12 protein-coding genes are annotated in these 14,557 nt (G+C 54.8%); 4 read left to right on the forward strand and 8 right to left on the reverse strand.

From position 1 onward, the window contains the following. Positions 1-140 precede the first annotated feature (140 nt). From rho to BM155_RS07500, 4 genes are all read left to right on the forward strand, one after another. On the forward strand, positions 141-1,400 hold the full coding sequence (gene rho / locus BM155_RS07485; RefSeq protein WP_067150270.1) for a transcription termination factor Rho: 1,260 nt from the start codon (positions 141-143) through the stop codon (positions 1,398-1,400). Between the two features lie 274 nt (positions 1,401-1,674). Continuing rightward, a complete protein-coding gene (gene rbp / locus BM155_RS07490) occupies positions 1,675-1,944 on the forward strand; it encodes an RNA-binding regulator (protein WP_067150273.1) in 270 nt (89 codons plus the stop codon). 161 nt (positions 1,945-2,105) lie between these two features. Beyond that, positions 2,106-3,569, forward strand: a complete 1,464-nt coding sequence (ubiD, locus tag BM155_RS07495; protein ID WP_074902161.1) for a 4-hydroxy-3-polyprenylbenzoate decarboxylase — start codon at positions 2,106-2,108, stop codon at positions 3,567-3,569. A gap of 339 nt (positions 3,570-3,908) precedes the next feature. Continuing rightward, positions 3,909-6,521 carry a polysaccharide lyase 6 family protein gene (locus BM155_RS07500; protein ID WP_175487771.1) on the forward strand — a complete coding sequence of 871 codons (2,613 nt, stop codon included), beginning with the start codon at positions 3,909-3,911 and terminating at the stop codon, positions 6,519-6,521. 302 nt (positions 6,522-6,823) lie between these two features. Here the strand turns inward: BM155_RS07500 and BM155_RS07505 are convergent, their stop codons facing one another. From BM155_RS07505 to BM155_RS07540, 8 genes are all read right to left on the reverse strand, one after another. Further along, positions 6,824-7,549 (reverse strand): FadR/GntR family transcriptional regulator, encoded by a 726-nt coding sequence (locus tag BM155_RS07505; protein WP_074902166.1) that lies wholly within the window; start codon positions 7,547-7,549, stop codon positions 6,824-6,826. Between the two features lie 485 nt (positions 7,550-8,034). After that, positions 8,035-9,039: an alpha/beta fold hydrolase gene (locus BM155_RS07510; protein ID WP_067150284.1), complete on the reverse strand. Its 1,005-nt coding sequence runs from the start codon at positions 9,037-9,039 to the stop codon at positions 8,035-8,037. A gap of 14 nt (positions 9,040-9,053) precedes the next feature. Beyond that, complete coding sequence (locus BM155_RS07515) at positions 9,054-10,328, reverse strand: heme biosynthesis HemY N-terminal domain-containing protein (protein WP_074902169.1); 1,275 nt, start codon at positions 10,326-10,328, stop codon at positions 9,054-9,056. Continuing rightward, the gene (locus BM155_RS07520; RefSeq protein ID WP_074902172.1) at positions 10,325-11,611 is read right to left on the reverse strand and encodes a uroporphyrinogen-III C-methyltransferase; all 1,287 of its coding nucleotides are present in this window, start codon (positions 11,609-11,611) and stop codon (positions 10,325-10,327) included. The genes BM155_RS07515 and BM155_RS07520 overlap by 4 nt, the downstream gene beginning before the upstream one ends. A 119-nt stretch (positions 11,612-11,730) precedes the next feature. Continuing rightward, positions 11,731-12,516 carry a uroporphyrinogen-III synthase gene (locus tag BM155_RS07525; protein WP_083421122.1) on the reverse strand — a complete coding sequence of 262 codons (786 nt, stop codon included), beginning with the start codon at positions 12,514-12,516 and terminating at the stop codon, positions 11,731-11,733. Between the two features lie 5 nt (positions 12,517-12,521). Then, the gene (gene hemC / locus BM155_RS07530) at positions 12,522-13,439 is read right to left on the reverse strand and encodes a hydroxymethylbilane synthase (protein WP_074902175.1); all 918 of its coding nucleotides are present in this window, start codon (positions 13,437-13,439) and stop codon (positions 12,522-12,524) included. A gap of 66 nt (positions 13,440-13,505) precedes the next feature. After that, positions 13,506-13,934 (reverse strand): Holliday junction resolvase RuvX, encoded by a 429-nt coding sequence (gene ruvX / locus BM155_RS07535; RefSeq protein ID WP_067150300.1) that lies wholly within the window; start codon positions 13,932-13,934, stop codon positions 13,506-13,508. Then, the gene (locus BM155_RS07540; RefSeq protein ID WP_067150302.1) at positions 13,935-14,519 is read right to left on the reverse strand and encodes a YqgE/AlgH family protein; all 585 of its coding nucleotides are present in this window, start codon (positions 14,517-14,519) and stop codon (positions 13,935-13,937) included. Positions 14,520-14,557 lie beyond the last annotated feature (38 nt).

The following is a 14,557-nucleotide window of genomic DNA, read 5'->3' on the forward strand; positions in this document are numbered from 1 at the left end:
CCCTTGAGGTTTTCGTTTGGCAGGCAACGGCGTTGCGATATTTCGGGTAACAATGAGCAAATTTTCAAACCCCTAACCCCTCCTCAATGTTTCCGGCGCGTCCGCGCCAACTGGTATGAAACCTTAATAAAGCAATTGGTATGAATCTCTCCGAACTTAAAACCAAACCCATTGAAGAACTGATTGAAATTGCCAAGGGCATGGGCCTGGAAAATCTGGCCCGATCGCGTAAGCAGGACATTATTTTCAATATCCTCAAGCGCCACGCGAAAAGCGGTGAAGATATTTACGGCGACGGCGTATTGGAAATTCTTCAGGATGGTTTTGGTTTTTTGCGCTCCGCCGATTCCTCATACTTGGCGGGCCCGGATGATATCTATGTTTCGCCCAGTCAGATCCGTCGATTCAACTTGCGCACTGGCGACTCCATATCTGGCAAAATACGTCCGCCGAAAGAGGGTGAACGCTACTTTGCACTGCTGAAAGTCAGTGAAATTAATTTTGACAAGCCCGAAAACGCCCGCAACAAAATCCTGTTTGAAAACCTCACCCCACTCTTCCCCAACGAACGCCTGACTCTGGAATGCGGAAACGGTTCCTCCGAGGACCTGATCGGCCGCATCATTGATCTGGTGGCTCCTATTGGCAAGGGACAGCGCGGGCTGATTGTGGCGCCGCCTAAGGCCGGTAAGACCATTATGTTGCAGAACATGGCGCAGGCCATTACCCGCAACAACCCCGAATGTCACCTGATCGTGCTCCTGATTGACGAGCGACCCGAAGAGGTGACAGAGATGCAGCGCTCCGTGCGCGGTGAAGTGGTGGCTTCCACCTTTGATGAACCGCCGGCCCGCCACGTACAGGTGGCCGAGATGGTGATCGAGAAGGCCAAGCGGCTGGTGGAGCACAAGAAAGACGTAGTGATCCTGCTGGACTCTATCACCCGCCTGGCACGTGCCTACAACACCACTGTGCCCTCGTCCGGCAAGGTGCTGACCGGCGGCGTGGACGCACATGCGCTGGAGCGCCCCAAGCGTTTCTTTGGTGCGGCGCGCAATATCGAGGAGGGCGGCAGCCTGTCCATTATCGCGACTGCGCTGGTAGACACCGGCTCAAAAATGGATGAAGTGATCTTCGAGGAGTTTAAGGGCACCGGCAATATGGAGCTGCAGCTCGACCGCAAGATCGCTGAAAAGCGTGTCTACCCTGCCATTAATGTCCGTCGCTCCGGCACTCGCCGCGAGGAATTGTTGATGCCAGAGGGCGAACTGCAGCGGGTGTGGATTTTGCGCAAGCTGCTGCACGACATGGAAGACTTGGCCGCCACTGAATTCCTGATTGATAAATTGAAGGATTTCAAGACCAACGACGAATTCTTCTTGTCCATGAAACGGAAATAATCATGGTTTATAACCGGTGTCGCTTGCGCGGCGTCGGTTATGGACAGCTGTGGAATAAGACAGCCATTTGCGCCAATTTCAGTTGAAAAGGTGCGCCTTTAGGCATATAAGTTCCACATTGTGGCGCTGGAAGTGTACGACGCCCAACCGAATTGACCCTGGAGTTCCCAATTGGGGAGTCTCTATATGGGGTCAATCTCAAATGGATGATCTGGTGGAGCTGGTTATCCATTTGTGACTGCACGACAGCCCACGTATCTAGTGAGACTTTTTTGTGAATATCTATATTGGAAATCTGGCCTACGGCGTTACCTCTGACGAACTGCACGAAGCTTTTGGTGCTTTTGGAGAAATCTCCCGGGCTACTGTGATCACCGACCGGGAGACAGGCCGCTCCAAAGGCTTCGGGTTTGTAGAAATGCCGAATGACGACGAAGCGCGCAAAGCGATTGAGGAGATGAACGACAAGCCGCTGTCTGGCCGTAACATCCGTGTCAACGAAGCCAAGCCGCGAGAAGATCGTCCGCGTCGTCCCCGCTTCTAAGAACTCCGTTCTTTCGCGGTCCCGCGAAAGAGCTGCTTAATCGCCCCTGGTCCGCAGCGTTTGCTGCGGGCCGTTTTTGCTCCTTGTTCCAAGGGGCCGTTCCCTATTTTGCTCCCGCTGTTTTAAACTGGCGCGAATGACTATTCGGTGCCAGAAACCAGATGAAATACAAAGACCTCCGCGACTTTATCCAGCTGCTGGAAAAACGCGGCCTTCTCAAGCGCATTCAATACCCCGTAAACCCCAAGTTGGAAATGACGGAAATAGCCGACCGTGTGCTGCGTTCCGGTGGCCCTGCGTTACTGTTTGAAAACCCGGTAGGTTTCAATATCCCGGTATTGGCCAACCTGTTCGGTACCCCTGAGCGGGTGGCGCTGGGGATGGGCCGCGAACGGGTAAGCGAACTGCGAGAGGTGGGGGAGCTGCTCGCATTCTTGAAAGAGCCCCAGCCCCCGGAAAATCTGCGCGATGCCTGGGAGAAACTGCCGGTATTCAAGCAGGTGATGAATATGGGCCCGCGGGTAGTAAACAAGGCTCCCTGTCAGCAGGTGGAAATCAGCGGAGGGGGTGTGGACCTGACCAAATTGCCGATCCAGACCTGCTGGCCGGGCGATGCGGCGCCACTGGTCACCTGGCCATTGGTGATTACCCGTGGCCCCGAGAAAAAACGCCAGAACCTGGGTATCTACCGCATGCAGCTACTGGGTCGCAATCGTCTGATTATGCGCTGGCTTTCCCATCGGGGGGGAGCTCAGGATTTCCGCGACTGGTGTAAGCGCCATCCCGGTGAGCCCTATCCGGTAGCGGTTGCCTTGGGGGCAGATCCCGCCACCATTCTCGGCGCGGTAACACCAGTGCCGGATACCCTGTCGGAATATGCGTTTGCCGGTCTGCTGAGAAGCGATAAAACTGAAGTGGTCAAGGCCAAATTGAGCGACCTGCAGGTGCCCGCCAGTGCAGAATTCGTATTGGAGGGCTTTATACACCCCGATGAGATGGCCGATGAGGGACCTTACGGTGATCACACCGGATACTACAACGAAGTGGATCGCTTCCCCGTATTCACCGTGGAAAAAATCACCCACCGCAAAGATCCGATCTATCACAGCACCTACACTGGTCGGCCGCCGGATGAGCCGGCGGTACTGGGCGAGGCTCTAAACGAAGTTTTCGTGCCGATATTGCGGAAACAATTCCCGGAAATTGTCGACTTCTATCTGCCGCCGGAGGGATGCTCCTACCGTCTCGCGGTAGTGACCATGAAAAAACAGTATCCCGGTCATGCCAAGCGGGTGATGATGGGAGTTTGGTCCTTTCTTCGACAGTTCATGTATACGAAATTTGTGATCGTTACCGATGATGATGTCAATGCCCGTGATTGGAAGGACGTTATCTGGGCCATAACTACCCGTATGGATCCCGCACGGGACACTGTAATGGTGGAAAACACACCCATCGATTACCTCGATTTCGCTTCTCCGGTTTCCGGTCTTGGTTCCAAGATCGGCTTTGATGCCACAAACAAATGGCAGGGAGAAACCGCCCGGGAGTGGGGCAGACCAATTGAAAGAGATCCCAGAGTGGTTAAAAAAGTAGATGAAATATGGGCCGAGCTCGGCCTGTAAAAAGCACCCAAGTTACCCTTCAGCCTTCAACGATTCTCGTGTGCACCTTAGCGGATGCGGGGTGCACAACTCTCTCCCCCTCTTATCCGCAAAGAATCTAATCCCTCGGGCGTAATCTGTTAAGCGCTCCTGCGAATGTTAAATCAACCTGTATTTCCTCTGTATCAGAACAATTTATTGTTTTTATATTGTCTTCTAGAAGCCAAATCTGTAATAGCGCATAAATTAAAATAATAATATTGTTCGACAAATATGGCTTTGCTAGCATGCTGTGGCCCCGCTCGGTCCGTGCGATGGGCGCAACAATAAAACAGATAAATGCGAGATGAGGGAATCACAGTGCATATCAAATACCTGCTCGGAGTGCTGGTATTGCTCTCCTTTCTCCCCGGATGTGGAGGCAACTCCAATAGCGACGCTAAAACTAACTTCAATGGGATCGTATCTACGGAACCCGCCCCAGAACCTGATCCCGAACCCGATTCAGAACCCGATCCAGATCCCGAACCCGATCCCGAACCCGATCCCGAAGGTCCAAATTTTGCTCGCGGTAGCCTGGGAGATAACGATACCGTTCCAGCAATCCATTGCACGGAGACGGTCGCAAGCATTGGGGCCCTGGAAGATGCTGTCAGTTACGATATGGCACCGGGGACTACTGTATGTCTCGCCGCGGGTGAATACAGAAATCTTGAGTTGCAATTCGGTGGTGTTGGAAGCCCCGAAGCGCCGATAACCGTCGCCGCCGAGCGTTCAGGTACTGTTACTGTAACAGGTGAAGTGAGCGTCAATATGAGCGGGGAATACGTTGTCTTGCAGGGATTGATTTTCAAAGACGGCTATGCGGCCAATAGCGATGTCATTCAAACCCGCGGCAACGGCAATATACCTTGCAATTACTGCCGGATTACGGAAATTTCCATCATTGATTTCGATGTGGACAGCACGGAATCGAGCAAGTGGATCAATATTTACGGTTCAAATAATCGCGTGGATCACAGCTGGTTCGCTGGAAAGAATAACCGTGGTGCTTTGCTGGTGGTTGACCGCTGGTTGGACTCAGAAAATGGAATGACCGTGGATACCATGGAGCAGGATAGGGCAACAATCGATCATAACTATTTCGGAGATCGCCCTCCTGTCAATGGCAAGGCTTATGCCGACAGTAGTGACAATGAGTATGAGGCGATACGCTTGGGGACAAGCGATTCTCATACCGGCGATTCTTTCTCCGTGATTGAATACAACTACTTTGAAAGAATTCAGGGAGAAGCGGAGATTATTTCCAATAAATCTGGAAATAATACTATTCGCAATAATACAGTTCGGGATAGTCATGGATCGATAACAACCCGGCACGGCTCCAGCGCAACGATCAGCGGTAACTTTATTCTCGGTGACGATCACCCCTTTGCTGGAGGGCTGCGGATTGTCGATGATGGACACACCATCATAAACAACTATATTCAGGGTGCTCGCTACCTGGATACCCTTCACCACGGTGGAATTGTCTTGTTGGGAGCCGATGGAAACGATACCAACGGATACCAGCAAGTGGAAAATGTATATATTGCGCACAATACCATAGTTGACAGCGTCAACAGTCTCAACGTAGATGGTGGAGGCAAGTCGACAAATCCACGGAATATCTACCTGCACAATAATATTATTGCCTCAGGCATTGGTCCGGTTATTGTTCAGGCAGAAGATGGAATGCCAGTGAATTCAGTCATTGGTGGGAATATCTTTTACGGTGGAACATTTTCCGACAGTGAGCTTCTGTCCTCAGTAGAGGGAATACGTTTTGAGGATGCCAGCCTGGTAGAGGATTCAAAGGGTATTTACCGGCCTGATGGAAGTGTTGATTTGTCGGCGGTGGATGGCCTCGAGCGGGGGGACTTTGATGGTGTTGTAAATGATATGGATGGGCAGGTGCGCTTAGGGAATACACTTGCCGGCGCGGACGACATATCCACTGATCCAGTGACCAGCGGTTTGTTGAGCGCCGAAGATGTCGGTCCAATCAACTACCGGCCACCAATGAGCCGTGGATTCGTAAAAAAAGTCGCCATTGTGAATCACGACTTTGATAGTGGGCTGGATGGATGGATCAATAACGGCGCGATACTGACAACAGATGTGGGAGAAGTATTCTCTCGTGGTAGAAGTGTGAGGTTGGACTCCCCCGCGGCCAGTGTTTCCCGGAGCGTGAGCCTCAATCAGAATACCAATTACACCCTATCAGCCTTTGTAAAGGGGCATGCGACTTTACTAGTTGATCTTGGCACAGAAATCTACCGTAGTGACTTGAGTAGTACCGATAAATACAAGTTGTCTACATTGAGCTTCAATTCTGGTACTGCAAACAGCGCGCAGATTTTCGCCTTAATCGATGACTATATTGCCGAAGAGGCGGAAATTATTAATGCGGATTTCACAGACGGACAGTATGGTTGGGACGTCTACGAGGGCGTGGGAATCGGTCAGGTGCAGGATTCCAGTAACTCCGCCAGCGGTGCCGATGGATCGATTAAATTCAAATACAATGCAGAGGACTCGGGCTCACCCAGTGAGCCCCGAATTTCTCAAACTGTGAATGTTGTGGCCTACACGGACTATACGCTGTCAATGTACATCCTTGAGAAGAATGGCAGTGACGCAAAAGTAAAATTTGGTGTCCTGAGCAGTGATGGATCAACGGTAGTTGCAGAAAAACTATCTGACTACAGCACGCTGTCCGGAGCTCCAAAGGGGGACGACAGCTTTAGACAGGATTTGATTACATTCAACAGCGGCAACAATACCTCACTGACAATTTTTGCCGAGTATCAAGGAAGTGGCAGTGAAGTTCGGGTGGATGATTTCAGGCTGACGTATTTAGGCCAGCCGCCGGCCGATACTGTGACTTTGTTTGACAGTTTTAGGCTTGTGTCTCACAAAGGCTCCGAATAATTCGGAGATTGGGTTTTGTACGTTATCAGTACAAAACCCAATCTGATGCTCATAATAAGAAAAGGCTTGCTTCAGGAGGCGGATATGAAGTTTTTGACAAATGGACAACTGGATATTGTCTGGTTGTGGGTAGGATTGTGGTTGGTGGCCTTTATCCTCGATGTGGTTCTGTAACTTTAAGCTAGGTAAGATTTTCCTGGAGCTTGCAAGTTACCTATTGGTGGCGTGTCCCAAAAACAACGACAGCGACCGGGTTAATTAATCAGAATTCCCGAAGCTGGCAGAAAATACCGCCGGCACTCTTATATTGGTACAGATTGCGGTTCGCTGAGACGGTGATTGTGGTTTTCCATCAGCGACATGCTGGCCTGCATCGCACGTACTGGATCTCGGTCCATAATGGCTTCATAAATCTGGCGGTGTTCCTCGATACATACACCGCCATCCTTGGATGAAAAGCGGATAAACCATTTAAGCATGGTCGCCATTACATTGCCGAAGGGCCTGTAGAAGCTATTATCGGTGGCGAGGAAAATCAGGTGGTGAAACTGGGTGTCCACTTCGGTCCAGGCTTGTTGATCAAAATCTTTGGCAATGGCTTTCATTTGCTGAAAAATAGTGGTGAGCTCAGTGCGTTGCTCTTCAGTTGCGCGGACGGCAGCCAGCGCCGTCGCCTGGGGCTCGATGGCGCGACGTAGTTCCAGGAATTGCAGGTATACATCTTCGGGTGTTTCAACTTCGGTCATCCATTCCAGCAGTTGCGCATCGAGGAAGTTCCAGCGCGTTTTACAGCAAACGCGGGTCCCCACTTTGGGTTTGGACTCGAGCATGCCTTTGGATTTAAGCAGCTTGATCGCTTCACGGAGAACTGTGCGACTGACGCCGAACTGGGAGCACAGGTACACCTCACCGGGAATAATGCTTCCTTGAGCCAGGGTTCCGGAAAGTATCTTCTGGGCAATTTCCCGTGCAATCTGGATATTTAGATTTCTGTTAGATTCTGCAATTGCCTGAAATTGCGTTGGCATTACGGTCTCATGGCTTGCGATATGTTGGTGGGTTAGTGTATCGGCTATCAGCCAATAAGTGAATTTGCCTTTTTCTTCTACCCAGAGGGAGGGAGAAAATCATAATACTGTAACAGTTTACGGTTTGCTGAGTTTTAGAAACATTGCTGAGTAGCGAATGGCAATTGCGATGCCACGCAGGGAAAGTGATGTATTGAGAGATGCATCACAATAGTTTGCGGATCGTTATTCATCGTTCGCCCTCCGCAACAGGGTTTTTGGGAACACTGAAGGCGCTGTTTGTTTTATTCGCCCGGTTGCAAAGATTTGTTGTGTTACAAAAGCAATGTGGCTAAAGATTTCCCCAGTCTTTATATTCTATAGGTAATTGTTTTCAAATGCTTACTGGATGATTGTTAAAGGGTTTGGGTGATTACATGCGCGTAGGAAGCGGCCGGACAAGATTCAGGGAATTTAGAATAGGGGCGCAGAGCCCCCATTGGCCACTATGATTTTTGTAAAAATTCAAGAAACGCGCGCATATAGCGGTCAAAGGCTTCGTATTGCGGTACGTGGCCGACACCTTCCAGCTCCACTAGAGTGCCATTGGGAATGGCGTTGGCGGTTTTCTTACCCAGCTGATCATAACGCCCCAATTTGTCCTTGAGCGCTTGCGGTGCGCGGTCTCTGCCGATGGCGGTTCGATCGCGGGTTCCGATGATCAGCAAGGTGGGAGCTTTAAGATCGGGGAACTCATAAACGACCGGCTGAGTGAAGATCATATCCGTGGTCAGAGCATCTACCACGGCAATGGTTTTTGCGTCTGGGCCAATGGTCCATCCCCCCTGGATATCCACCAGTGGGTTGTAGGACGGGCGCCACTTGCCGTCAAAGTAGGCGCGTGTCATATAGCGTTTGACGGCGTCCGGTGTCTGAGCCTCCTCCCGTGTTATGGATTTATCGAGAGGAAGATAGGGCACGTAGCGCTTGTAGTCCTCCAGGCCGATCGGGTTGATCATAACCAGTTTTTCCACCCGCTCTGGATACATAAGCGTAAAGCGTGTGGCGAGCATACCGCCCATGGAATGGCCGGCGACAGTCACCTTGTCGGCATCGAGCTGATCGAGTAGTGCGCGGGTGGTGTCGGCGAGGGCGTGAAAGCTGTATTGAAAGTTGAGTGGTTTGCTGGATTTGCCGAAGCCGATCTGGTCCGGCACTATGAGCCTGTAGCCCGCACTACTCAAGGCGTCGATAGTGTCCTTCCAATAGGCGCCGGAAAAATTTTTGCCGTGTAAAAGCAATACTGTGCCCTGGGCTTTTTTCCCCGCTGCTGGCGGTATGTCCATGTAGGCCATGGTGAGCGGCTGTTGTTGGGCTTGCAGATCAAACTGTTTGACGGGGTAGGGGTAAGAGTAGCCGCTCAGCATGGCATCTTGCGGTTGCACCTCGGCGATGGCGCCGGTGGCGAGCAGTGTGCTGCATATCAAAAGCAAAACCGCAGGGAGGCGCATACTTTTCTCCTTGTCTATGCGGGGTTGTGATTGTCGAATTTGGTAGTGGATCCCAAGAGCGCGCGCTCTTCACTCGGAAGCGGCAATGAAGGCAGGTCGCTTACCGCCTGCATCAAGCCTTCTTTGTAGCGTTCGGCGGCCTCATCAGTTTCGCCCAGGGCGTATAGCAGTCGCGCCAGTTCCGCGGAAGTGGCGGGTTCTGATCTGAGCAATAGGCTTTTTTCAAAGTATTGCCGAGCCTTGCCCCAGAGTTCATTGCGGAGACACAGGCGGCCGATACAGGTGAGCAGGTCGGCGTTTTCGCCGTATTCCTTGAGCCATCCGTCGGCAACAGTGAGTTGGGTACTGGCATCGGCACCGGTCAGGCAGCCGTACAAGCGGGCCAGCTCCGGTTGCCATTCGCGGTTGAGCAGCCAGCGCAGGTGCTTTTCCGCTTCTACGTCTTCGCCAACCTGATGAAGTAATCTGGCGTAAAGGCCGCGCAGTTCCATATTGCGCTGCCAGCGGCCGCTGAGGCTTTGCCACAGTTCGCGCAATTTGGTTTTGTCGCGGCGATCGGCGGCATCTGTAAGCAGGTGTTGGTAAACCTCAAGTTCTAACTGTTGCAGCTCTTCCTCGCGCATATTGGCGTGTTTTTCAAGCTGGGGCAGCAGCTCCCGCAGACTGTTCCAGTCGCCCAGACGGTAGTAAGCCTGTTTGAGTAGTTGCAGCAGTGCCGGGTGTTTGGGCTCCACCTGCTTCGCGCGCTCGAGACTGGCAATGCACTGTTCGTAGTGTTTGTCCAACAGTTGCATGCGCGCTTGGCTGAGAGCGACGGCGAGCCGGGTATCTTCTCCGCTGGCTTCGGCCCGGGCCAGCAGCTCGTTTGCCTCGTCGCGATAACCGAGCTCGAAGGCACTGCGTGCGGCGGCCAGATAATTGATCAACGGGGCCTCGGAGCGTGGGGCGCTTTTAAGTAGCTGGCGCCGCGCACGGGCCCAGTTGCCTTCCATAAATTCCACCAAACCATTGGTGAGGCGTCGGCGCGCCACTCGCTGGCGGCCAAAGCGGATACGGCTGACGCTACCGCCGACTGCGCGCAGCAGGCTGCGCGCGAGCCACAGGACGACGAAGAGGGCGAGCACACCCAACATTAGTGCGATGATGGCGACCCAAAGGTTCAACTCTATACGCTTGTCGATACCGCCACCAATGGCAATCAGCAGATAGCCGGGATAGGTACGGATTGCCTCCACGAGGAAGGCACCGAACAACAGCAGTGCGAGAGCGGCGAACAGGAAACGTTTCACTGGCTGTCGCCTCCCGGCACGTCAGTGCTCTGAGAGGTGGTTTTGTGTAACCGTTCGATATAGTCGTGCAGTGCCCGTTGCGAAGCGGCAAGGCTCGGTAGGTCGGCCTTGATGGTCACTTGGCTGAGTTGCCGCAGCTCCTCCATCAGGGCATCCCGCCGCTTACCGGGAACAGCGTATTCCAACAGCAACTGTCGGTTGCGATTGAGGGAGTCCCGATACACATTGGTGTCTTCGCGTAGCAGGGCCAGTTCGGCTTGCTCCATATTGAGACGCAGGCTCTGGCGGAAGCGCGCTTCACTTTGCGGGGAAAGCAATACCGGGTCTATATTGCCATCGCGGATACGCACCGATTCATGCAGGAATTGTGTGAAGCTATCCCAGCCGCGCTGCAAAGGGGATGAATCCGCGTCGCTTTCGACCTGGGTATCAACGGTGCCCTGGGTGGTGATGTCAAATTCCGGCTGGATATTGACTCTGATCAGCTGATCTTCCAAGGCGCGTAGTTGTGCATAGAGCCCCTCGCGATCGATGTTCTCCACCAGTTTCAATGCCGTGATGTCATTGGCCAGCTGTTGGCGTACGCCGTAGAGGTCCGGCTGATCGAGCCGGCGGAGGATTTTGTCCACTTCTTCCAGCAGTCCGAGAGCGGCGCGGCTGTCGCGTTCCAGCAGCAGCCGTTGGTTGGCCAGGCGCAGCAGATAGTCGGCTTCGGCCAGTTGCCAGTCGCTGCGGTTGACATTGCCCAATTCGCTGAGGCGATTGGCCTGGGAGGTCATTTCCCGTTGTAGGGCCGCCAGTTGCTGTTGCAGCAGCGCGATGGTGCGACTTTGTTGTTGTACCTGGTTGCGCAAGGCGCTTTCGGCTTGACGCTGTTCCTGCGCGGCGGTATCAGCGTCTCTAGAGGGAGCCGGTGCTTCCGGTGCCTGTGCACCGGAGGGTGGCTGCGGTGTTGCCGGCTGCCGGGGTTGTCCGGCGGGTTGCGGGGCCTGGACACTTTCTGTAGGAGAGGCGGAATCTTGCGTCAAAGGGGTGAGGCGGAGGTGGCTGCTTACGTGGCTCCGCAGTTGTGGCCAGCTGAGCCAGCCCCAGGCGCCGAGGCCGCCGATGGCGGCGAACACAAACAGCCACAGCCAGCCCTTTCCGCCCTTGGCCCGCCTTTTTCCTTTGCGGTCTCCTGTTTGCGTGGATTTTTCCTGCGTGGCTTTGGCGAAGTTACTTTTTTTCTCCCCTTCAGGTGGGGTGGATGCCTGAGCGGTGTCTTTAGATGTTTCGTCAGTCATAGGCGTGGCTGGCGCGGAAGATGGAAAATGTCGTCAGATTATAGCGAGTGCAGGCACGCTTGATACGAAGTCTGGCGTGCTTTTGAAATATTTTGTCTGCGGTTTGTAGCGAAATCGCCTCAGTCATTCGCAAGTAACGCTTGCAGTGCCGCCAGCATGGCGGCGTCGCCGGCATTGCGCGCGGCGGTGGCACGCTGAAAGCCAAGTTCGCCGGCCAGGCCGGCGACGCGGACACTAGGGCAGACCACGGGAACCTCAAACAATGCGGGGCGGGTTGCCTGCTGTATACAGTGCGCCAGGTTGGTGAGAGTTTCGCCACTGTGCACACTGATGGCATCCGGCTGCACATTGTATTGTTGCAGCTGCGGGAGGGCGTCTGCGGGCAGTACTCGTCGGTAAAGCTCACAGTAGTCGACACGCGCGCCGCGCGCGCGCAGGGTGTCTCCCATCAAGGTGCGTCCGCCGCTGCCGCGAAAGATCAAAACCCGCTGGCCGGTCACATTTTGCAGTGAAGGCAGGGATAACAGGGCCTCGCTGTCCATGGTATCGGGTATAGATTCACTAGTGACGCACTCAATGCCGCGGCTGCGCAAAGCGCTCGTGGTTGCAGCACCTATGGCGTAGTAGCGGGGGCCCTGAGGCAGTTGCGGCCAGTAGTCCTCCAGCCAGTCGCAGCCTAGCTGCACGGCGTTGCGGGATACAAAAATAGCGTGATCTACCTGATCGAAGTCGAGCACTTGCGCTTTGAGTACCTGCCACCCCGGTCCTTTCTCGATAGGCTCTATGGCGAGCATCGGAATACTGTCCACCCGCGCGCCGGCAGATTGCAGCAACGCGAGCCAGTCGCCGCACTGGTGTTCCGGGCGGGTGATCAGTATGCGCTTGCCCTGCAGTACCTTGTTCACGGGGGTCAGAGTGCTGCGAGTATCTTGTCTGCGCCGGCCGAAAGCAGTGCTTCCGCCAGGCCCTTGCCCAGCGCCTCGGCTTCGGCGGCGGCCCCGCGCCGTTCTGCGCGGATCAGGCTGCGACCGTCGGGGCTGCCAACCAGTCCGCGCAGCCACAGCTGGTCCTTTTCAAGCTCGGCGTAGCAGCCGATGGGTATCTGGCAACCGCCGTTAAGGCGTTTGACCACCGCGCGCTCCGCAGCCAGGCGGGTGGCGGTGGCCTCGCAGTGCAGTGGCTGTAGCAGTGCTTCCAGCTCCCTATCTGCGCGGCATTCGATACCTACTGCCCCCTGGCCGCCCGCTGGCAGGGATACGTCCACCGGCAGGAACTGGCGGATGCGCTCACGCATTTCCAAGCGCAGCAAGCCGGCAGAAGCGAGCACAATGGCGTCAAACTCACCAGCGTCCAGCTTGGCTAGACGAGTGTTGACGTTGCCGCGCAGGAATTTCACTTCGAGATCGGGGCGGTGTGCGAGTATCTGGCACTGTCGGCGCAGACTGGATGTACCCACAATTGCGCCTTCGGGAAGTTCGTCCAGGGATGCGTAGTTGTTGCTGACAAAGGCATCCCGCGGGTCTTCCCGCTCGCAGATCACGGGCAGGTGCAGGCCTTCGGGGAATGCCATCGGCACGTCTTTCATGGAGTGCACGGCGATGTCGGCGCGGCCCTCGAGCATGGCTACTTCCAGTTCCTTTACGAACAGTCCCTTGCCCCCCACTTTCGTCAGGGGGATATCCAGCAACTTGTCGCCGCGGCTGGTGAGTGGCAGCAATTCAATGTGCAATTCGGGATGTTGCTGCTGCAGGCGTTCTTTCACATAGTTGGCCTGCCAGAGTGCTAGCGCGCTCTCGCGGGTGGCGATGCGGATGCGGTCAATGGACATGCGGTTTGTTCACTCGGGAAATGGGTGGGGCATTCTATCAGAGTGGGCCGGCTGGCGGCGCGCCATTCATGAGCGGGCGCGCAACCAGTCTTCCAGAATGATGCGCGCGGCGATGGAGTCGACAGGATCGCGCGCATAGTTGCCTTTGTGGCCGCGCTCGAAGGCTTCCTGTTTGGCGGCGCGGGTGGACAGCCGTTCATCGACATAGTCCACCGGCAGGCCGGTTCGCCCGTGCAGCCGCTGCCCAAATTTGCGCGCGCGGTTGCCAAACTCACTCTCGCTGCCATCCATATTCAACGGCAAGCCTACCAGTAATCTTTGTGGCTGCCATTCTCGGATCAGTTTTTGCACCGCCTCCCAGTCGGGCGTGCCGTCTTTCGCTGCCAGCGGTTGCAATTCGCGGGCGCTACCCGTCAAGCTCTGGCCGAAGGCGACACCGATAGAGCGGGTGCCGAAGTCAAAGGCGAGAGCGGTTATGGGCTTGTTGGTGTTCACTTATGCGTGTCCTGCCTGGGAGCCGAGACCGCTCATATCGATACCGTGGCGTGCGGCAGCCGTCTGCCAGCGTTTCTGCCAAGGCGTGGCGAAGAGGATTTCTGGCTCGGCCGGCAGCGTCAGCCAAGCGTTTTGAGCCAACTCTCCCTCAAGTTGACCCGGTCCCCAACCCGCATAGCCCAGGGCCAAGAGTATGTCGTCGGGGCCGCGGCCGGCGGCGAGAGATTCGAGGATGTCCTTAGAGGCGGTGAGGCTGATGTCATCACTGACCTCCAGGGTTGAGTCAAATGTCACTCCAGCGCCGTGCAACACGAAACCTTGCTCCGGGGACAAGGGGCCGCCCAGCAGCACGGTTTCGTCCCCCCGCTGGCTGTTGTCGTCCAGAGATAGCTGTTCAAAAACTTCTTTCCAGGTCACCTTGCTGGGCGCGTTGATAACAATGCCCATGGCGCCCTCGTCGGTGTGTTCCACCATAAAGGTGATGGTCTGTTTGAATCGCGGGTCCTGCATGCCGGGCATGGCCAGCAGGAACTGGCCGCGCAGGCTGCCGGACGTCAGGTCGCTGTCGATATTGGTGTTATGCATGGTACCAGTGTAATCGTATTGCGAGCGCGAAATTGAAG

It is taken from the genome of Microbulbifer thermotolerans (genome assembly GCF_900112305.1).
Lineage (GTDB): Bacteria > Pseudomonadota > Gammaproteobacteria > Pseudomonadales > Cellvibrionaceae > Microbulbifer > Microbulbifer thermotolerans.

Bases quoted from the DNA above. Each gene is read 5' to 3' on its own strand.
- BM155_RS07510 (WP_067150284.1), bottom strand. From the start codon at position 9,039: ATGCGCCTCCCTGCGGTTTTGCTTTTGATATGCAGCACACTGCTCGCC.
- BM155_RS07505 (WP_074902166.1), bottom strand. From the start codon at position 7,549: ATGCCAACGCAATTTCAGGCAATTGCAGAATCTAACAGAAATCTAAAT.
- BM155_RS07520 (WP_074902172.1), bottom strand. From the start codon at position 11,611: ATGACTGACGAAACATCTAAAGACACCGCTCAGGCATCCACCCCACCT.
- ubiD (WP_074902161.1), top strand. From the start codon at position 2,106: ATGAAATACAAAGACCTCCGCGACTTTATCCAGCTGCTGGAAAAACGC.
- rho (WP_067150270.1), top strand. From the start codon at position 141: ATGAATCTCTCCGAACTTAAAACCAAACCCATTGAAGAACTGATTGAA.
- hemC (WP_074902175.1), bottom strand. From the start codon at position 13,439: ATGTCCATTGACCGCATCCGCATCGCCACCCGCGAGAGCGCGCTAGCA.
- BM155_RS07540 (WP_067150302.1), bottom strand. From the start codon at position 14,519: ATGCATAACACCAATATCGACAGCGACCTGACGTCCGGCAGCCTGCGC.